The sequence below is a fragment of the Allobosea sp. MMO-172 genome (genome assembly GCF_037147855.1).
Classification (GTDB): Bacteria; Pseudomonadota; Alphaproteobacteria; order Rhizobiales; family Beijerinckiaceae; genus Allobosea.
Genome location: NZ_JBBCUM010000027.1, coordinates 1 through 18,155 on the forward strand (window position 1 = coordinate 1; position 18,155 = coordinate 18,155).

The following is an 18,155-nucleotide window of genomic DNA, read 5'->3' on the forward strand; positions in this document are numbered from 1 at the left end:
CTACATCCAGCGCCGCCTCCAGATCGGCTACAACCGCGCCGCGTCCATCATGGAGCGCATGGAGAACGAGGGCATCGTCGGTCCCGCAAACCACGCCGGAAAACGCGAGATCCTGGTCGAAGGCCAGAATCAGCACGACGAATGAGGCTTGCGGCGATAGCGCGCCCTTGCGGGTACAGGCGCCAGTCCTCAAATTGCCATGACGTTGCTGCAACCTCGGCAGCGAACTGGACGTTGAGACGGGACATGAAGTCGGAACGACATCCGACTCCCATATCGACGATCTCTCAGACCGCGGCACAAGCAGCCGGGGTATAAGGAATGGAGCAGCCTTGCTCGACAGATTGACCCCGGCCGCCCGGGCCTCGGTTCTGGTGATGACGCTCGCCGGTGGCACGCTGCTGGCAGCCCCTCTGGCGGCGCAGCCGCTTCAGCTCCAGCCGCCGAAGCCTGCTGCCGCCAAGCCCGCCCCGCGCCTCGTCCTGCCGCCGCCCCGGCCAGCCGGGCTCGGCGAGACGCGCAGCGCCGCGACGGATACCGCTCCGATCCAGTCCGTGGCGACGAACGCCCCGGCGGCAGCCGCGCCGGTGTCCGAGGCCGCAAAGCCTGCCGCCGCGCCCGCCAGGGGCAAGCCGGCGCCGCCTGCGACACAGGAAGAGGCCGTCGAGCGGCTCAACGCCTATCTCAACAGCTTCCAGACCCTGCAGGGCAATTTCATCCAGCATGCCTCGAACGGCCGGCGGCTGGAGGGACGAATCTATATTCAGCGCCCCGGCAAGATGCGCTTCGAATACGAGCCGCCGACCACCACCGAAGTGATTGCCGACGGCACGTCGGTCGCCGTGCGCGACAAGCGCCTCGCGACGCAGGACCTTTATTCCATCGGCCAGACGCCATTGAAATTCCTCGTGCGCGAGAAGATGGACCTGGCGCGCGAAGGCACGCTGAAGGGCGCCAGCGTCGACGGCGACCTGCTCACCGTCCGGCTGGAGGACCGCTCGACGCTGGGCGGCACCTCGAAGATCACGCTGAAATTCGACCTCGTCGCCAACGAGCTGCGGCAATGGGTCGTGGTCGATCCTCAGGGCTACGAGACCGCGATCTCGCTCTACAATCTCGACACCCGCCGCCGACCCGATCCGCAGAATTTCGTGATCGACTACCAGCGCAAGCTCTGATCGATCGCGCTTCGCGAGCCCTCATCCTGAGGAGCGCTCCGCCAGGAGCGCGTCTCGAAGGATGTTCCAGGAGACTCCGAGCTTTCTGAAACATCCTTCGAGACGTAAGCTGCGCTTGCTCCTCAGGATGAGGGCTCGTGAGAGAAGGCCGTCCGGCAATGTGCCGGCGGGCCGAAAACGGCTTGCCTTTTGCGCCCTGACGACCCAGTTTCCGGCCTCCTCCCTGCCGGAATCCTCGCGTGCAACTCACCGTCACCAGCTGGAACATCAATTCCGTTCGCCTGCGCATCGGCATGGTCGGGGAATTCCTGACCACTTACGCCCCCGACGTCCTCTGCCTGCAGGAGACCAAGACGCCGGACGAGCAGTTCCCGGCCAAGGCCTTCCACCAGCTCGGCTATGTCCATCAGGCGTTCATCGGCCAGAAGGGCTATAACGGCGTCGCCATCGTCTCGAAATTGCCCTTCAGCGAGAAGGAGGCGATGTCGATGTGCGGCCGCAACGACGCCCGGCACATGACGGTGACGCTCGACAAGGCGGCCGGCGCCGCCGCCGGCATCGCCATCCATAATTTCTACATCCCGGCCGGCGGCGACCTCCCCGACCCCGAGAAGAACGACAAATTCGCCCATAAGCTCGCTTTCCTCGACGAGATCGGCGCCTGGGGCGTGACCAGGAAACCGACCGACCGGCCAGCGATCCTGCTCGGCGACCTCAACATCGCCCCGCTGGAGCATGACGTCTGGAGCCATAAGCAGCTGCTCGACGTCGTCAGCCACACCCCGATCGAGACGACGACGCTGGAGAGGCTGCGCAGCGAGCTCGGCTGGACCGACGCCGCCCGCACGCTGCGGCCCGAACCCGAGAAACTCTATTCCTGGTGGAGCTACCGCGCGCAGGACTGGGCAGCCTCGAACAAAGGCCGCCGGCTCGACCATATCTGGCTCTCGGACGGGCTGAAGCCGGCTCTGCGCGATCTCACCTTCCTGCGTGAGGCCCGCGGCTGGGAGCGCCCCTCCGACCATGTGCCGGTCACGGTGACGCTGGAGCTCTGACGGCCCCACGCGGCGCTTCATGCCGCAGCGGCCCCTCAGCCATGCCGGCCCGTCCTAACCGGCGGGCAAGCCTGCATGGTATTGGCCGGCGGCAAGTTCACCGGCGAAGCCAGTCCCGTGCAGCCAGCTCTCCCCACCTCGCTCTCCCTCCGCGACGCGCTGCTCACGCTGGCCGTCATGGTGGTCTGGGGCACGAATTTCGTCGTCATCCATATCGGCGTCGAACATTTCCCGCCGCTGCTCTTCGCAGCCCTGCGCTTCACCTTCGCGCTCCTGCCGGCGGTCTTCTTCCTGAAGCGGCCGGACGCGCCCTGGAGCAAGCTCGCCGCCTATGGCGTGCTGATCGGCGCCGGGCAGTTCGGCCTGCTCTTCTTCGCGATCAAGGGTTTCATCGCGCCGGGCCTGGCCTCGCTCGTCGTGCAGTCGCAACCCTTCTTCACGATCCTGCTGGCGGCCGCGGTCACGCGTGAGCGCGTGCAACCCTTCCAGATCGCTGGCCTCCTCCTCGCCGCCATCGGCATCGGCGTGATTCTCTGGCACACCGACGGCTCGACCACGCCGCTCGGTATCGTCCTCGTGCTCGGCGCGGCCCTGTGCTGGGCTGCCGGCAATATCGTCGCGCGCAGCACGCCCAAGGTCGACATGCTCGCCTATGTCGTCTGGACGAGCCTGTTCGCGATCCCGCCGCTGCTCGCCCTGTCCTGGACGATCGAAGGCTGGCCGGCAATGCGCGACGGCCTCGTCCATGCCCCCGCCGCCGCCTGGGCCGCCGCGATCTGGCAGGCGGTCGGCAATGTCATGTTCGGCTATGCCGTCTGGGGCTGGCTGCTCTCGCGCTATGCCGCCGCCACCGTCGCGCCGACATCCCTGCTGGTCCCGGTCTTCGGGATGGGCGCCGCCGCCATCTGGCTTGGCGAGCCCTTGCCCGGCTGGAAATTCCTCGCGGCCGGGCTGGTGCTCTCCGGCCTGTGCGTCAACAGCCTCTGGCCGCGCTTCGCCGCGATCCGGGCGGCAAGGCACCCGCCATCGTCCTGAACGGCCGGGCTATTTCCGGTCGATCGCATTCAGCGCGTCCTGCACCGCCGTGAGCTCGCCGACGAAGCCCTGCAGCCGGGCCCCGATCGCGGCAGCGATGGCCTCGGCCGAATCGGGTGATTCGCCGAGCACGCGCCGCATCACGCTGCGCGGCAGCCGCATCACCTGCGTCGGCTCGCGCGCGATCGCGGTGACCTGACGCGGCACCGAGGTAAACAGGGCAAGCTCGCCGATCATCGCACCGGGGCCGATGACCTCCGTCGCCGGCTTGCCGTCGTCCTGCACCGTCAGCGCAACCGCGCCGGACACCACCAGCACCGCCCCGTCCGACGGCTCGCCGGCACGGAACAGTACGTCGCCGGCGCGCAGGATGCGGCTTTCCGCCGCAAAGGCGAGCAATCGCAGTGCATCGCGCTCCATCAGGCTCAGCAGCGGCTGCCGGGCCAGCAGGGCCATGTCTTCGTCGAGTGCCATCCGTCAGGGATTCAGCCGGTAGCCGCCGGCATCGGTGACCAGAAGCCGCGCATTGCCCGGATCGGGCTCAATCTTCTGGCGCAGCCGGTAGATATGGGTTTCGAGCGTATGGGTCGTCACCTGGCTGTTATAGCCCCAGACCTCCTGCAGCAGCACCTCCCGCGCGATCGGCTTGCGGCCGGCGCGATAGAGGAAGCGCAGGATCGCGGTCTCCTTCTCGGTGAGCTTGGTCTTGGAGCCCTTCTCGCTGACGAGCAGCTTCGAGCCGGGGTGAAAGGTGTAGGGGCCGACCTGAAAGATCGCGTCCTCGCTCGCTTCGTACTGCCTCAGATGAGCTCGGATGCGCGCCAGCAGCACCGCGAACTTGAACGGCTTGACCACATAGTCGTTGGCGCCAGCCTCGAGCCCGAGCACCGTATCGGCATCCGAGCCCTGTGCCGTCAGCATCACCACCGGGCTCTTGAAGCCGTTCTTGCGCATCACCTTGACGGCCTCACGCCCGTCCATGTCGGGCAGGCCGACATCCATCACGGCGAGATCGACGCGGTCGCCCTGCACGGCCTTGATCGCCGCCGTCGCGGTATCGGCCGTCGAGAGCCGGAACTCCTCATAGAGCGAGAGCTGCTCGGACAGCGTATCGCGCAGGGTCTGGTCGTCATCGACCAGCAGGATATGATGGACGGCGGACATGAATGGGGTTCGCTCGAACGCAGGGATTGCGGCAACATGAGCCTGCTGAGTCGTCATCGCAAGTGAGGCCGCCTGGAATTCCCGTGAGAAACCGATCCGATCACTCACGCGCGCCGCATGACGGACCGCGCAATCTCTCCGCCCTGCGCGTCTTCGCCTCGGTCCATGACCGCCGCAAGGGCTTCCTCGTTGCGGGCCATACGATCTTCCCCTGCGCGCTCGGACGTTCGGGCATCGGCACCGTCAAACGCGAGGGCGATGGCCGCACACCGCGCTTCGATCTGCCTTTGCGCAGCGTTTTCTACCGGGCGGACCGCCTTTCACGCCCGCGCACCCTCCTGCCGCTGAAGCAGATCGGGCCGCGCGACGCCTGGTGCGACGATCAGAAGGACCGTCGCTACAACCGCCTGATCGACCGCCCGCCGGGCGAGGCCGAAGAGCGCCTGCAGCGCGAGGATCATCTCTATGATGTGATCGTCGAGCTCGGCTGGAACGACCGGCCGGTGCAGCGCGGACGCGGCAGCGCGATCTTCTGGCACCTCGCCCGCGCCGGCTTCACGCCGACGGCCGGCTGCGTCGCCGTCGAGGGTCGCGTGTTCGCCAAGGTGCTGCCGCGGCTGGCCCGCCATTGCCGGATCGTGGTGAGGTGAGCTAGGAGAGACGCGGGCACCGTCTCGATCATATCTTCGGATCAGGCTGCTGCGCTCCCGGGCACCGTCCCGCGACGCGGCGCCATCCCAGCCAGAGATTTGCGATGACTGATTCGGTTTCCTCGTTCCGCTTCGGGCGGATCGCCGCGATGCTGCCCGTGGCCGACATGGCCCGCGCCTGCGACTTCTATATCGGTGCCCTCGGCTTCCGAAAAACCTTCGAGAACGGCAACCCCGTCGGCTTCATGATCCTGAAGCGAGACGCAGCCGAGCTGCATCTCACGCTCCAGCCCGGTCACAAGGCGGCGGATTTCAACGTCGCGCATATGATGGTCGAGGATATCGACGCGGTGCATGCCGTGATCCGCGAGCGCGGCCTGCGTATCGTCAAGGGCCTGCGCGACAAGGATTACGGCCTGCGCGCCTTCGTCTTCGAGGACCCCGACGGCAACCGCATCGATGTCGGCGAGCCGCTGAAGCAGGCTTGAAACGCGCTGTCATCCCGTGTCTGCGCAGCAGCGTTCCACGCTGCGGCGCGCACGGGATGACACCCTGGTTGACGTCACCCCCGCGCCCCGAAGATCGCGCTGCCGACACGCACATAGGTCGCGCCGAGCTGGATCGCCGCCTCATAATCGGCGCTCATGCCCATCGACAGGCCCTTGAGCCCGTTGCGGGTGGCGATCTTGGCCAGCAAGCCAAAATGCGGCGAAGGCGGCTCGTCGGCCGGCGGAATGCACATCAGCCCCTCGATCGCGAGACCGTGAACCTCGCGGCAGCGGGCGATGAAGGCATCCGCCTCGGCCGGCAGTACGCCGCCCTTCTGCGCTTCCTCGCCGGTATTGACCTGGACGAAGAATCGCGGGGCCTTGCCCAGCCGCGCGATCTCGCGCGCCAGCTCCTTGGCCAGGCTCTCGCGGTCGAGCGACTGGATGACGTCGAAGAGCTCAACCGCCTCGCGCGCCTTGTTCGACTGCAGCGGCCCGATCATGTGCAGTTCGGCGTCGGGAAAGCGTTCCTTCAGCGCCGGCCATTTCGCCTTGGCTTCCTGGACATAGTTCTCGCCGAAGATCCGCTGCCCGGCTTCGAGCACCTCGGTGATCTGCTCGGCCGGCTTGGTCTTGGAGACCGCGACCAGCGCGACCGAGCCCGCCTCACGCCCGAAATCGCGCTCGGCCCGGCCGATCGCCGTCCTGATTTCAGCCAAACGCGTAACCGTATCGCTCATCTGCCAGCCTCTCATGCCCTGCGCGCCGTTGACCGCGTGCGCGCAATGGTGTCCTAGAGCAGGTTGCAAGATTCCGACATCCGGTTTTTGCATTCAGCCCCTGCGCCGGCCTGCCTCCGGGAGCCGGCAAGAATCGTCCGCTCAGAGAATTGCCCGCTGACATGGCCGTCGAACGCTACAATCCGAAAGAGTCCGAGCCGAAATGGCGCGCCGTCTGGGAAGAGCGCAAGCTTTTCGAGACGAGGAACGACGACACCCGGCCGAGCTACTACGTCCTTGAGATGTTCCCCTATCCGTCGGGGCGCATCCATATGGGCCATGTCCGCAACTACGCGATGGGCGACGTCGTCGCGCGCTACAAGCGCGCCAAGGGCTTCTCGGTGCTGCATCCGATGGGCTGGGACGCTTTCGGCCTGCCGGCCGAGAACGCCGCCAAGCAGAAGAAGGTCCATCCGCGCGAATGGACCTACGAGAACATTGCGACCATGCGCAAGCAGCTCAAGTCGATGGGCCTGTCGCTCGACTGGAGCCGCGAGCTCGCGACCTGCGACCCCAGCTACTATCGCCACCAGCAGAAGATGTTCCTGGACTTCCTGAAGGCCGGGCTGGTCGACCGCAAGACCGCCAAGGTCAACTGGGATCCGGTCGACGAAACCGTGCTGGCCAACGAGCAGGTCATCGACGGCCGCGGCTGGCGCTCCGGTGCCCTGGTCGAGATCCGCGAGCTGACCCAGTGGTTCTTCAAGATCACCGAGTACGGCCAGGAGCTGAACGACGCGCTCGAAGGCCTGACCCGCTGGCCCGAGAAGGTCCGGCTGATGCAGAAGAACTGGATCGGTCGCTCCGAAGGCTTGCTGGTTCGTTTCGTACTCGAATCGAATGGGGCCGGGCAGGACGAGGTTGAGGTCTATACAACCCGCCCCGACACGCTGTTCGGCGCCAAGTTCGTCGCCATCGCGCCCGATCATCCGATCGCCAAGTCGATCGCGGCGAAGAGCCCGTCGCTGCAGGCCTTCATCGAGGAGTGCAAGCGCACCGGCACGGCGCAGGAAGCGATCGACAAGGCCGAGAAGCTCGGCTTCGACACCGGCTTGCGCGCCGTGCATCCGCTCGATCCGAACTGGACGCTGCCGGTCTATGTCGCCAACTTCGTCCTGATGGAATACGGTACCGGCGCCATCTTCGGCTGCCCCGCGCATGACCAGCGCGACCTCGACTTCGTCAACAAGTACGGCCTGGGCAATATCCCGGTCGTGGCGCCGGAAGGCACCGACCCGGCCGGCTTCGTCATCACCGACACCGCCTATGACGGCGATGGCCGCATGATCAATTCCCGCTTCCTCGATGGCCTGACCATCGCGGAGGCCAAGGAGGAGGTTGCCCGCCGCCTCGAAGGCGAAACCCGCGGCAACCGCCCGGTCGGCCAGCGCAAGGTCAATTTCCGCCTGCGCGACTGGGGCATCTCGCGCCAGCGCTACTGGGGCTGCCCGATCCCGGTCATCCATTGTTCCGCTTGCGGAACGGTCCCTGTGCCGGACGCTGATCTTCCCGTGCAGCTCCCGGACGACGTTTCCTTCGAGAAGCCGGGCAACCCGCTCGACCATCATCCGACCTGGAAGCACGTCGCCTGCCCGCAATGCGGCAAGGATGCCCGTCGCGAGACGGACACGATGGACACCTTCGTCGATTCGTCCTGGTATTTCGCCCGCTTCACCGATCCGTGGCGGACGGAGAGCCCGACCGACCGCCAGGCCGTCGACCGCTTCCTGCCGGTCGACCAGTATATCGGCGGCGTCGAGCACGCGATCCTGCACCTGCTCTATTCGCGCTTCTTCACCCGCGCGATGAAGAAGACCGGCCATGCCGGCTTGGACGAGCCCTTCGCCGGCCTGTTCACGCAAGGCATGGTCGTGCACGAGACCTATCGCGCCGCCAATGGCGACTGGGTCGAGCCGGGCAATGTCCGCATCGAGGTCTCCGGCGCTGACCGGCGCGGTTTCGATGTCGATACCGGCGCGCCGATCGAGATCGGCTCGATCGAGAAGATGTCGAAGTCCAAGAAGAACGTCGTGGACCCCGACGACATCATCGCCTCCTACGGTGCCGATACCGCGCGCTGGTTCATGCTCTCCGACTCGCCGCCGGATCGTGACGTGATCTGGACCGACGAGGGCGTGCAGGGCGCTGCCCGTTTCGTCCAGCGTCTCTGGCGCATGGTCGCGGAAATCGCCGAACGTACCGGCGGCAAGGCCGCAAGGCCCGCCGCCATCGGCGAGGCCGCACTGGCGCTGCGCAAGGCAAGCCATCGCGCGCTCGACGCCGTGGGCGCCGATATCGAGCGCCTCGGCTTCAATCGCTGCGTCGCGCATATCTACACGCTGACCAACGCCATCGGTAAGGCGCTCGACGGTGCCGCCGAGAAGCCCGAGCTCGATGCCGATATCGCCTTCGCGCTCCTTGAGGCTGCCACGATCGTCACCCAGCTTGTGGCGCCGATGATGCCGCATCTGGCCGAGGAATGCTGGCTCGCGCTCGGCCAGCCGGGCCTCGCCGGCGAGGCGTCCTGGCCGGAGGTCGATCCCGCGCTGCTGAAGGATGACAGCATCACGCTGCCGGTCCAGCTCAACGGCAAGAAGCGCGCGGAGGTGACCGTGGCCGCCGATGCCGATACGGTGGCGGTGGAAGCGGTCGTGCGGGCCAACGAAGCCGTTCAGAGGGCTCTCGAGGGGCGCCCGATCCGCAAGATCATCGTGGTTCCCGGGAGAATCGTGAATGTCGTCGTCTGAAGCCGCCCGCCCCCGCCGCATCCTGCTGGCGGCCGCGCTGACGGTCGCCGCGCTCGCCGGCGGCTGCTTCCAGCCGCTCTATTCCGACTACACCACCAGCACGGTCGGCGGCAGCGTCAAGACGGCGCTGCGCGGCATCGAGATCCCCGAGATCAAAGGCCTGGTCGGCCATAATTTCCGCAACGAGCTGGTCTTCGAGCTCGACGGCAGTGGCGATCCGGATGCGCGCAAGACCCTGAAGCTGGAGGCTTCGACGTCGGAATCCGTTGAGGTCGTGACGGTCGACTACGTATATGGCCGGGCCGATTCGGCCGTTCTCGTGGCGACGGTGACCTGGAAGCTGACCCAGCAGGGCACCGGCAAGGTCGTATCCTCCGGCACCAACTCCGTTCGCATTCCCTATGAGCGCTCCTCGCAGCGCTTCGCCACCGTGCGTGCCGCGCGGGATGCGCAGGTGCGTGCCGGCAAGAACCTCGCCGGGATCGTCCGGGGCCAGATCGCCGCCGATCTCGCCTCCTGACGCGTCATGGTTGCGATCAAGGCGCACGAGGCCGAACGGACCCTCGCACGGCTCGATCCCGCCTGGCGGCTCGTCCTGATCTACGGCCCCGATGCCGGCCTCGTATCCGAGCGGGCGGCGGGACTGGCCCGCGCCAGCGTCGATGATCCCCAGGACGCCTTCCAGCTCATCCGCATGGATGGCGACGCCGTCGCCTCCGATCCGCTCAAGCTCGCCGACGAGGCTAACACGATCGGCCTCTTCGGCGGCCGCCGCGCCATCCGCGTCTCGCCGACCTCGAAGCCGCTGCTGGCGGCGCTGGAGCCTTTGCTCGCGACGCCGTCGCAGGATGCGCTCGTCATCGTCGAGGCTGGCGATCTCCAGCGCAACAACCCGATCCGCACCGCCTGCGAGAAGGCGAAGACCGCGCTGGCCGTGCCTTGCTACGGCGATGCGGCGCGCGACCTCGGCTCGATCATCGACGAAATGGTCCGGGCGGCCGGCAAATCGATCGACCGCGTCACGCGCGACCATCTCACCGGCCTGCTTGGTGGGGATCGGCAGACCTCGCGCCGCGAGATCGAGAAGCTTCTGCTCTATGTCGGCGCGGACCCGGCCGTGCAGGTCGAGCATGTCGACGCCGTGGTCGGCGACACCGCCCAGCGCGAGCAGGCCATGCTGGTCGATGCGGTCTTTGCCGGGAAACTGCCGGTCCTCGATCTCGCCCAGGCCAAGCTCAGCAGCGAGGGACTCGACCCCGGCGTCATGCTCGGCGCCGTGCTGCGGCAGGCGCTGACGCTTCTGAAGGCGCGCCAGTCGATCGATGCCGGGAAGGGGCTCCGTGACGTCGTCGCGACGATGCGCCTGCCCTATCAGCGCATCGCAACCACCGAGGCAGCGTTGAACGCCTGGTCCAGCACCAAGCTGAGCGAGGCCGTCGGCCTGCTGGGCAATGCGGTGCTGGCGACGCGGCAGAACGCCGATATGGGCCGGGCCATCGCGACCCGCGCCCTCTGGACGCTGGCTCGGCTCGGGCGCGCCGGCCGCGGAGAGTAAATCAGGACTTCAGGCGATGGCAGAGCGCGTCGAGCTGCTCGAGCGTCTTGTAGCCGATCTTGACCTCGCCCGAGCCATTGGCCCGGTGCCCGATCGAGACGGAGAGGCCGAGCGCCTCTTCTAGCGCCTTCTCCAGAGCCCGCGTATCCGGGTCCTTCACCGATTTCGGCTTGCCCGGCACCGCGCTCTTGGTCTCGCCGCGCGATTCTTCCTGCACGATGCGCTCGATATCGCGGACGCTCAGGCCATCATCGATGATCTTCTGCGCCATGAATTCCGGGTCCGAAACGGACAGGAGTGCACGGGCATGGCCGGCTGAAACCGCGCCTTCGCTGACCAGCTTGCGCACCGGCTCCGGCAGCTTCGACAGGCGCAGCGTGTTGGCTACATGGCTGCGGCTCTTGCCGATGACGCGAGCCAAGTCGTTCTGCGTATAGCCGAATTCGGCGATCAAGCGCTCATAGCCAGCCGCCTCCTCGATGGCATTAAGATCCGTGCGCTGCACGTTCTCGACGATGGCGATCTCCAGCGCCTCGCGATCATCGGCTTCGACCAGCAGCACCGGAACATCGTGCAATTCGGCACGCTGGGCCGCCCGCCAGCGGCGCTCGCCGGCGATGATCTCATAGGCGTCCATCATTCCGGGGATGGAACGAACGATGATCGGCTGCAGGATGCCACGCTCGCGGATCGAGGTCGTCAGGTCCTCAAGATCCTCTTCGACGAAGTTGCGGCGCGGATTCCGGGCGCTCGGGCGCAGGAACTCGACGGGAACGCGACGCTGACCGCGAGCCCGCTCGATCGCGCCGATTTCATCTCCGACATCGCCGATAAGCGCCGCCAGACCGCGGCCAAGGCGGGAACGCCCCTGTTCTTCGGCCATTGCCATCCTCATCAACCTCTAATTGTCTTGTTTAGGCAGCCGCCCGCAGGGCACGCTCGCGCTTGATCACTTCCGAAGCCAAACGCAGATAGGCTTGCGAGCCCGAGCAGCGCAGATCGTAGAGCAGCGCCGGCTTGCCATAGGACGGCGCCTCGGAAATCCGGACATTACGCGGGATCACGGTCTCGTAGACCTTGTCTCCGAGGAAGCTTTTCACATCCGCCATCACCTGGCCGGACAGGTTGTTGCGCGGATCGAACATCGTCAGCACGACGCCCTGGATGATCAGGCGCGGATTGAGGCCGGCCTTGACCTGCTCGACGGTCTTGAGCAGCTGGCTCAAGCCTTCCAAGGCGAAGAACTCGCATTGCAGCGGCACCAGCACCGCATCCGCCGCCGTCATCGCATTGATCGTGATCAGGCTGAGCGAAGGCGGGCAGTCGATCAGGATATAGGTCAGATCCTGGCAACGCTGATCATAGACCAGCTCGTCGATCGCGTTCTTCAGCCGATGCGCCCGGTCCTTGGCCGAGGCGATCTCCAGCTCCACGCCGAGCAGGTCGAGCGTCGAAGGCGCCAGTGACAGGCCGGGGACGGCCGTCGGTTGCAAGGCCTGCCCCAGGCCGACATCGCCGCAGAGCACGTCGTAGGTCGAGGACTTGCGGTTGCGGCGGTCGACGCCGAGCCCCGTCGAAGCGTTGCCCTGCGGATCGAGGTCGACGATCAGCACCTTCTCGCCGATGGCCGCCAGGGCGGTGCCGAGATTGATCGCCGTCGTTGTCTTGCCGACGCCGCCCTTCTGGTTCGCGAGCGCGATCACGCGCGGGCGGCGCGGTGTCGTCACGGATGTGAGCTCAGTCATGGATCGGCTCGTCTCTCCGCCGAGCGTACCATCAGGATTCGCGCGGCATCGTCGGTCACGGAGGAAACCGTTGTCGCTTGAATCTTCCAATATCTGGCCGAGTCGGTCAATTCCGCATCTAGATGTTGTCCCTTGGGAAAGAGGCCGAGTGTGCCATTTCTCAACAGCTCTTCGCACCAGCCCAGCAATTGGGGCAGGGGGGCGAGCGCCCGGGCCGTCACCACGTCGACTTTGCCGGTGAAATCGCCGATCACATCTTCGATACGGGCGGCGTGAACCTTGACCGGCGCCCCCGTCACGCGGGCCGCATGCCGCAGGAAGGCGCATTTCCGGGCGTTGCTCTCGACCAGATCGATCCGGCCCTTGCCCTGCTCAGCCAGGCAGATGCCGATCACAAGTCCGGGAAAGCCTCCGCCGGAGCCCAGATCGAGCCAGCGCTCGCGACCTTCAGCCAACGCGAAAATCTGGAGGGAATCCGCGATATGCCGTGTCCAGACATCGGCGAGCGTCGCCGAGGAGACGAGATTCTTCGCCGCCTGCCAGCGGCCGAGCTCCGTGACCAGAAGAGCGAGGCGCTCCTCTGTTTCACGTGAAACAGGCGTCAAGCTCAAAGCGCGCTGACGGTCAGTTTTATCAACAGTCACGGTGAACCTGTGGATAATGCAAGAGTCCGGCTCTTCCGGGCATGGGCAGCCAGCAAGGTCAGGGCCGCCGGCGTCATGCCTTCGATCCGCCCGGCTTGAGCCAGATCGGCGGGGCGCTGCGCCGCGAGCTTGAGCTTCAACTCGTTCGACAGGCCGGAGATCGTATCGAGATCAAGATCGGCCGGGACCTTGAGGGATTGATCGCGGCGATAGGCCTGAATCTCGGCCGCCTGCCGATCGAGATAGACCGCATAGACCGCATCCGCCGTCACGCGCGCCACAACCGGGGCGGCATAGTCGTTCAGCTCGGGCCAGACCGAAGCGAGCTGCTCGAAGCCGACATCGGGATAGGACAGGATCTGATAGGCGCTGCGGCGCAATCCATCGTGATTGAGCTGCAGGCCGACAGCCTGCGCCTGCTGCGGCGTCAGCGAAAGAGCCTTCAGCCTGTCCCGTAGGGAAGAGATATCGCTGTTGCGGGTCTCGAACGCCGCCTGCCGGGCGGAGCCAACGACCCCCAACTGCAAGCCCAGAGGCGTCAAGCGTTCGTCGGCATTGTCCACGCGCAAGGACAGGCGGAATTCCGCCCGCGACGTGAACATTCGATACGGTTCCGTAACACCATGCGTCACGAGATCATCGACGAGCACGCCGATATAGGACTGGGTGCGATCGAACACGGCGGCTTCAACGCCTCCGGCCATGCGCGCTGCATTCAGGCCTGCGAGCAGACCCTGAGCGCCGGCCTCTTCATAGCCGGTCGTGCCGTTGATCTGCCCCGCCAGGAACAGGCCGGCGATCGCACGGGTCTCCAACGTGTTCCGAAGGGCACGCGGATCGACGAAATCATACTCGATCGCATAGCCAGGCCGCAGCATCGCCGCGCCTTCGAGGCCGGGGATCGTCTTCAGCAGGTCCAGCTGCACGTCCTCGGGCAGGGAGGTCGAGATACCGTTCGGATAGACCGTATCGTCGTCGAGCCCTTCTGGCTCCAGGAAGATCTGGTGACCGTCGCGATCGCCGAAGCGCCCGACCTTGTCCTCGATCGAGGGGCAATAGCGCGGCCCGCGACCTTCGATCTGGCCGGAGAACATCGGGGCGCGATGCAGGTTGGCCCGGATGAGATCATGGCTCGCCAGCGTCGTCCGCGTGATGCCGCAGGAAATCTGCGGGTTGGTGATGGCGGAGGTCAGCGCTGAGAACGGCTCTGGTGGCTCGTCGCCGGGCTGCATCTCCAACGCGGCCCAATCGATGCTGCAGCCATCGAGCCGCGGCGGCGTCCCGGTCTTCAGACGGCCGAGCGGAAAGCCGTGCCGTTCCAGCGTCGCGGACAGCCCAAGCGAGGGCGCTTCGTCAACCCGGCCTGCCGGAATACGCTTCTCGCCGATATGGATCAGGCCACGCAGGAACGTGCCTGTCGTCAGAACGACCGTTCCGGTAGCGAATCGACGCCCATCAGCGAGGATCACGCCAACCACGCGGCCAGCCTCGACCTCAAGATCGAAAACCTCGCCGGCGACGATATCGAGATTGGCTTGCGCCGCCAGCAGCTCCTGCACCGCCTGGCGATAAAGCTTGCGATCGGCCTGGGCGCGTGGCCCGCGGACCGCGGGGCCCTTCCGGCGATTGAGCATGCGGAACTGGATGCCGCCCAGATCGGCGGCCCGCGCCATGATGCCGTCGAGCGCATCGATCTCGCGAACAAGATGCCCCTTGCCGAGCCCGCCTATGGCGGGATTGCAGGACATGACGCCGATGGTTTCCGGCTTATGCGTGACCAGGGCCGTGCGGGCGCCGTAACGCGCCGCAGCCGCAGCCGCCTCGGCCCCGGCATGGCCGCCGCCAACGACGATCACGTCGTATTGCTGCCGATGAGTTGACATGCGGTTTCGCTACCGAAGCCCGGCGAGCGGGTCAACGAAAACTGCCGACACAGGCCGCGCAGGCTTCACTTTCCGATGCAGAATCCCGCGAAAAGCCGGTCGAGCACATCCTCGACATCGATCCGCCCGACAAGACGCTCGAGTGCGACCACGGCCATGCGGATATCCTCGGCGAGCAGCTCCCCCTGCCCATGCCGGGCAGTCACGGCGCGCTCCAACGCCGCGATCGCGTCGGCGACGGCGATGCGATGGCGTTCCCGCGTCAGGAGGGCTGGCTCTCCGGAAGAGAGTCCCTGGATTCGCCCCACGATGTCCGCAAGCAGCTCGGCCAGGCCTTCACCGGTCTTGATCGAGATCGCCCGCTCTCCCGGTAGAACCTCGCCAGCCAGATCGGATTTCGTGGCAACGGCCAGCAGATTGGCTTCGTTCTCGATTCGATACGGATCCGAATCAATGCTGCGCAAACCGAGCACGAGATCCGCGCGTTCGACCAGCGCGCGAGCTCGTCTGACACCTTCCGCCTCGATTGGATCGTCGCTGTCGCGCAGCCCCGCGGTATCGATCAGAATGACCGGAATCCCAGCCAGATCCAGCCTGACCTCCAGCGTGTCGCGCGTCGTCCCCGCGATCGGCGAAACGATCGCCACGTCGCGACGGGCAAGCGCGTTGAGCAGGCTCGACTTGCCGGCATTGGGCGGGCCGGCCAGGACCACGACGAAGCCCTCACGGATGCGCTCACCCATGGCGAAGCTGCCAAGCGCGCTCTTTAGCGAAGCCAGAGCATCAGTGGCCAGATCGAGGGCCTGCTGTTGCAGCGGCCCGGAAACATCGCCCTCGTCGGAAAAGTCGAGCTCGGCTGCCAGCAGGCTCATTGCTTCGATCAAGGTCGCGCGCCATGCGAGCGTCAACGTGCCCAAAGCGCCGTCCATCTGGCGCAGCGCCTGCTGGCGCTGCCATTCCGTTTCCGAATCGATCAGGTCCGCGAGGCCTTCGACGGCTGCGAGATCGAGCTTGCCGGCTTCGAAGGCCCGCCGGGTGAATTCGCCGGCCTCGGCCAGCCGAACATCCGGCAAGGCGGTGAGGACCGCGAGCATCCGCGCGAGGATCGCCCGCGAGCCATGGACATGGAACTCGGCGACATCCTCGCCAGTGAAGCTGGCTGGGGCAGCAAAGAACAGGACAAGCGCGCGATCGATGGCCTCTCCGTCCGCATCCACGAGCTGGCGCAAGGTTGCGACGCGAGGTTGAGGGATCAGTCCCGCAACCGTTTCGAGAACGAATCGAACGCGGGGGCCGGAAACCCTGACAACCCCGACACCAGCTTTGCCAGGTGCCGAAGACAGGGCCACGATCGTCGTATGGGCGAGCTGAGCCATCATTCCTGCCGCATATCGGGAAGGCGGCTTCTTGGACGAGCTTCCAACGAACATCAAGCTTCGACGGAACGGAGCAGGCTCAGCCAATCAAGGGCACTACCCCGTATGGAAACGATAGGGCTCCAAGGCGACGCCCGAATGGTATGACTCGGCGAAATGTGAAAGCACTACCGGTCATACTCCTCGTTCGCCCCCAATAACGCCGCATCGGTATGACCAAAGCCTGACCTGCTGGCTGCATCCGAACTCTGGTAGTGCCAGCGCTCGAAGGGATGCTTTCGCGTGAACAGAAGTGATAGCCGCTTGCATTCTTCCCGGTATGACCGGTCCGACTCGGTTCGGCACGAGAACACAGAACGGTCCCGTTCGCTCATGCGCCGGTCGGTCGTCCATAACGGATCCGAATCAGAATCCAGCCTTGGGTCATACCCAAGGTCGAAGGCACTTTCGCCCGGCCTGAAAACAATTTCGCCGCCGCACCGGTGATCGGTACGGCGGCGAATCGAAATGCCAGGAGGTCTTCTGACCGTCAGGTGTTCATCGAGTCGAAGAATTCCGAGTTCTGCTTGGTCTGGCGCAGCTTGTCGATGAGGAACTCGATCGCGTCCTGCGGGCCCATCGGGTTGAGGATGCGGCGCAGCACATAGGTCTTCTGCAGATCGGAGCGCGGCGTGATGAGCTCCTCCTTGCGGGTACCGGACTTGAGAATGTCGATCGCCGGGAAGATGCGCTTGTCCGCCACCTTGCGGTCGAGCACGATTTCCGAGTTACCGGTGCCCTTGAACTCTTCGAAGATCACCTCGTCCATGCGCGAACCGGTATCGATCAGCGCGGTCGCGACGATGGTCAACGAGCCGCCTTCCTCGATATTGCGGGCGGCGCCGAAGAAGCGCTTCGGCCGTTGCAGGGCGTTGGCATCGACACCACCGGTCAGGACCTTGCCGGAGGACGGCACGACGGTGTTGTAGGCGCGGCCGAGGCGGGTGATCGAGTCGAGCAGGATCACGACGTCGCGGCCATGCTCGACCAGGCGCTTGGCCTTCTCGATCACCATCTCGGCGACCTGCACGTGGCGGGAGGCCGGCTCGTCGAAGGTCGAGGAGACGACCTCGCCCTTCACCGAGCGCTGCATGTCCGTGACTTCTTCCGGGCGCTCGTCGATCAGCAGGACGATCAGATAGCACTCGGGATGATTGCTGGTGATCGACTGGGCGATGTTCTGGAGCAGAACCGTCTTACCCGTGCGCGGCGGCGCGACGATCAGAGCGCGCTGGCCCTTGCCGATCGGGGCGACGATATCGATGACCCGCGGCGAGAAATCCTTCTTCGTCGGGTCCTGCACCTCGAGCTTCAGGCGCTCGTCCGGGTAGAGCGGCGTCAGGTTGTCGAAATGGATCTTGTGCTTGATCTTCTCCGGGTCCTCGAAATTGATCGAGTTGACCTTGAGCAGGGCGAAATAGCGCTCGCCGTCCTTCGGGCCGCGGATCGGGCCCTCGACCGTGTCGCCGGTGCGCAGGCCGAACTTCCGAATCTGCGAGGGCGAAACGTAGATATCGTCCGGTCCCGGCAGATAATTCGAATCGGAGGAGCGCAGGAAGCCGAAGCCGTCCTGCAGAACCTCGACGACGCCCTCGCCCAGGATCTCGGTCTCGCGCGCGGCGAGCTGCTTCAGGATAGCGAACATCAGCTCCTGCTTGCGCATTGTGCTGGCGTTCTCGACCTCGACTTCCTCGGCGAAGGCCAGGAGTTCGGTCGGCGACTTGCTCTTGAGCTCTTGAAGCTTGATTTCCCGCATGGGGCACCCGGATCGTGAACACCCTGCCGACAAGCAGGGGAGAGGACGGTACTGGATTGAT

Annotated in this window: 18 protein-coding genes; 9 read left to right on the forward strand and 9 right to left on the reverse strand. The window is 65.7% G+C overall.

The window, feature by feature from the left end:
* From WFK61_RS24975 to WFK61_RS24990, 4 genes are all read left to right on the forward strand, one after another.
* A partial coding sequence (locus WFK61_RS24975; RefSeq protein ID WP_336814790.1) for a DNA translocase FtsK occupies positions 1-145 on the forward strand: 145 nt, incomplete at its 5' end.
* A gap of 187 nt (positions 146-332) precedes the next feature.
* A complete protein-coding gene (locus WFK61_RS24980) occupies positions 333-1,178 on the forward strand; it encodes a LolA family protein (protein ID WP_336814756.1) in 846 nt (281 codons plus the stop codon).
* Between the two features lie 239 nt (positions 1,179-1,417).
* On the forward strand, positions 1,418-2,233 hold the full coding sequence (gene xth / locus WFK61_RS24985; RefSeq protein ID WP_336814757.1) for an exodeoxyribonuclease III: 816 nt from the start codon (positions 1,418-1,420) through the stop codon (positions 2,231-2,233).
* A gap of 75 nt (positions 2,234-2,308) precedes the next feature.
* The gene (locus WFK61_RS24990) at positions 2,309-3,268 is read left to right on the forward strand and encodes an EamA family transporter (protein ID WP_336814758.1); all 960 of its coding nucleotides are present in this window, start codon (positions 2,309-2,311) and stop codon (positions 3,266-3,268) included.
* Positions 3,269-3,277: 9 nt separating this feature from the next.
* On the opposite strand, the gene WFK61_RS24995 is transcribed toward WFK61_RS24990, so the two are convergent.
* A complete protein-coding gene (locus WFK61_RS24995; protein WP_336814759.1) occupies positions 3,278-3,742 on the reverse strand; it encodes a cyclic nucleotide-binding domain-containing protein in 465 nt (154 codons plus the stop codon).
* A 3-nt stretch (positions 3,743-3,745) separates the two neighbouring features.
* Entirely contained in the window at positions 3,746-4,432 is a 687-nt protein-coding gene (locus WFK61_RS25000; RefSeq protein ID WP_257735408.1) for a response regulator transcription factor, read from the reverse strand.
* An 83-nt stretch (positions 4,433-4,515) separates the two neighbouring features.
* On the opposite strand from WFK61_RS25000, the gene WFK61_RS25005 reads away from it, so the two are divergent.
* Positions 4,516-5,082, forward strand: coding sequence for a L,D-transpeptidase family protein (locus tag WFK61_RS25005; RefSeq protein ID WP_336814760.1), 567 nt, complete (start codon positions 4,516-4,518; stop codon positions 5,080-5,082).
* A 104-nt stretch (positions 5,083-5,186) separates the two neighbouring features.
* Positions 5,187-5,570: a glyoxalase superfamily protein gene (locus WFK61_RS25010; protein ID WP_336814761.1), complete on the forward strand. Its 384-nt coding sequence runs from the start codon at positions 5,187-5,189 to the stop codon at positions 5,568-5,570.
* Positions 5,571-5,644: 74 nt separating this feature from the next.
* On the opposite strand, the gene WFK61_RS25015 is transcribed toward WFK61_RS25010, so the two are convergent.
* Positions 5,645-6,310, reverse strand: a complete 666-nt coding sequence (locus WFK61_RS25015) for a YggS family pyridoxal phosphate-dependent enzyme (protein ID WP_336814762.1) — start codon at positions 6,308-6,310, stop codon at positions 5,645-5,647.
* Between the two features lie 161 nt (positions 6,311-6,471).
* Here WFK61_RS25015 and leuS point away from each other — a divergent pair, with 161 nt between their 5' ends.
* The 3 genes from leuS to holA are packed head-to-tail and all read left to right on the forward strand — an operon-like array spanning position 6,472 to position 10,651.
* A complete protein-coding gene (leuS, locus tag WFK61_RS25020; protein ID WP_336814763.1) occupies positions 6,472-9,096 on the forward strand; it encodes a leucine--tRNA ligase in 2,625 nt (874 codons plus the stop codon).
* The gene (locus WFK61_RS25025) at positions 9,083-9,616 is read left to right on the forward strand and encodes a hypothetical protein (protein ID WP_336814764.1); all 534 of its coding nucleotides are present in this window, start codon (positions 9,083-9,085) and stop codon (positions 9,614-9,616) included. The genes leuS and WFK61_RS25025 overlap by 14 nt, the downstream gene beginning before the upstream one ends.
* 6 nt (positions 9,617-9,622) lie before the next feature.
* Positions 9,623-10,651, forward strand: coding sequence for a DNA polymerase III subunit delta (gene holA, locus WFK61_RS25030; protein WP_336814765.1), 1,029 nt, complete (start codon positions 9,623-9,625; stop codon positions 10,649-10,651).
* Position 10,652: 1 nt separating this feature from the next.
* Here holA and WFK61_RS25035 read toward each other — a convergent pair whose 3' ends face one another.
* From WFK61_RS25035 to rho, 6 genes are all read right to left on the reverse strand, one after another.
* Positions 10,653-11,534, reverse strand: coding sequence for a ParB/RepB/Spo0J family partition protein (locus tag WFK61_RS25035; RefSeq protein ID WP_336814766.1), 882 nt, complete (start codon positions 11,532-11,534; stop codon positions 10,653-10,655).
* Positions 11,535-11,565: 31 nt separating this feature from the next.
* Positions 11,566-12,396 (reverse strand): ParA family protein, encoded by an 831-nt coding sequence (locus WFK61_RS25040; protein ID WP_291658449.1) that lies wholly within the window; start codon positions 12,394-12,396, stop codon positions 11,566-11,568.
* On the reverse strand, positions 12,393-13,040 hold the full coding sequence (gene rsmG, locus WFK61_RS25045; protein ID WP_336814767.1) for a 16S rRNA (guanine(527)-N(7))-methyltransferase RsmG: 648 nt from the start codon (positions 13,038-13,040) through the stop codon (positions 12,393-12,395). The genes WFK61_RS25040 and rsmG overlap by 4 nt, the downstream gene beginning before the upstream one ends.
* Entirely contained in the window at positions 13,037-14,923 is a 1,887-nt protein-coding gene (gene mnmG, locus WFK61_RS25050; protein WP_336814768.1) for a tRNA uridine-5-carboxymethylaminomethyl(34) synthesis enzyme MnmG, read from the reverse strand. Before mnmG ends, rsmG begins: the two co-directional genes overlap by 4 nt.
* 65 nt (positions 14,924-14,988) lie before the next feature.
* Positions 14,989-16,302: a tRNA uridine-5-carboxymethylaminomethyl(34) synthesis GTPase MnmE gene (gene mnmE / locus WFK61_RS25055; RefSeq protein ID WP_336814769.1), complete on the reverse strand. Its 1,314-nt coding sequence runs from the start codon at positions 16,300-16,302 to the stop codon at positions 14,989-14,991.
* A gap of 526 nt (positions 16,303-16,828) precedes the next feature.
* Positions 16,829-18,094, reverse strand: coding sequence for a transcription termination factor Rho (gene rho, locus WFK61_RS25060; protein WP_257735420.1), 1,266 nt, complete (start codon positions 18,092-18,094; stop codon positions 16,829-16,831).
* Positions 18,095-18,155 lie beyond the last annotated feature (61 nt).

Coding starts and splice junctions, on each gene's coding strand:
- WFK61_RS25040 (WP_291658449.1), bottom strand. CDS start 12,396: ATGACTGAGCTCACATCCGTGACGACACCGCGCCGCCCGCGCGTGATC.
- WFK61_RS25000 (WP_257735408.1), bottom strand. CDS start 4,432: ATGTCCGCCGTCCATCATATCCTGCTGGTCGATGACGACCAGACCCTG.
- WFK61_RS24990 (WP_336814758.1), top strand. CDS start 2,309: ATGGTATTGGCCGGCGGCAAGTTCACCGGCGAAGCCAGTCCCGTGCAG.
- WFK61_RS25010 (WP_336814761.1), top strand. CDS start 5,187: ATGACTGATTCGGTTTCCTCGTTCCGCTTCGGGCGGATCGCCGCGATG.
- WFK61_RS25025 (WP_336814764.1), top strand. CDS start 9,083: ATGTCGTCGTCTGAAGCCGCCCGCCCCCGCCGCATCCTGCTGGCGGCC.
- holA (WP_336814765.1), top strand. CDS start 9,623: ATGGTTGCGATCAAGGCGCACGAGGCCGAACGGACCCTCGCACGGCTC.
- leuS (WP_336814763.1), top strand. CDS start 6,472: ATGGCCGTCGAACGCTACAATCCGAAAGAGTCCGAGCCGAAATGGCGC.
- rho (WP_257735420.1), bottom strand. CDS start 18,094: ATGCGGGAAATCAAGCTTCAAGAGCTCAAGAGCAAGTCGCCGACCGAA.
- WFK61_RS25015 (WP_336814762.1), bottom strand. CDS start 6,310: ATGAGCGATACGGTTACGCGTTTGGCTGAAATCAGGACGGCGATCGGC.
- WFK61_RS25035 (WP_336814766.1), bottom strand. CDS start 11,534: ATGGCCGAAGAACAGGGGCGTTCCCGCCTTGGCCGCGGTCTGGCGGCG.
- mnmE (WP_336814769.1), bottom strand. CDS start 16,302: ATGATGGCTCAGCTCGCCCATACGACGATCGTGGCCCTGTCTTCGGCA.
- mnmG (WP_336814768.1), bottom strand. CDS start 14,923: ATGTCAACTCATCGGCAGCAATACGACGTGATCGTCGTTGGCGGCGGC.
- WFK61_RS24995 (WP_336814759.1), bottom strand. CDS start 3,742: ATGGCACTCGACGAAGACATGGCCCTGCTGGCCCGGCAGCCGCTGCTG.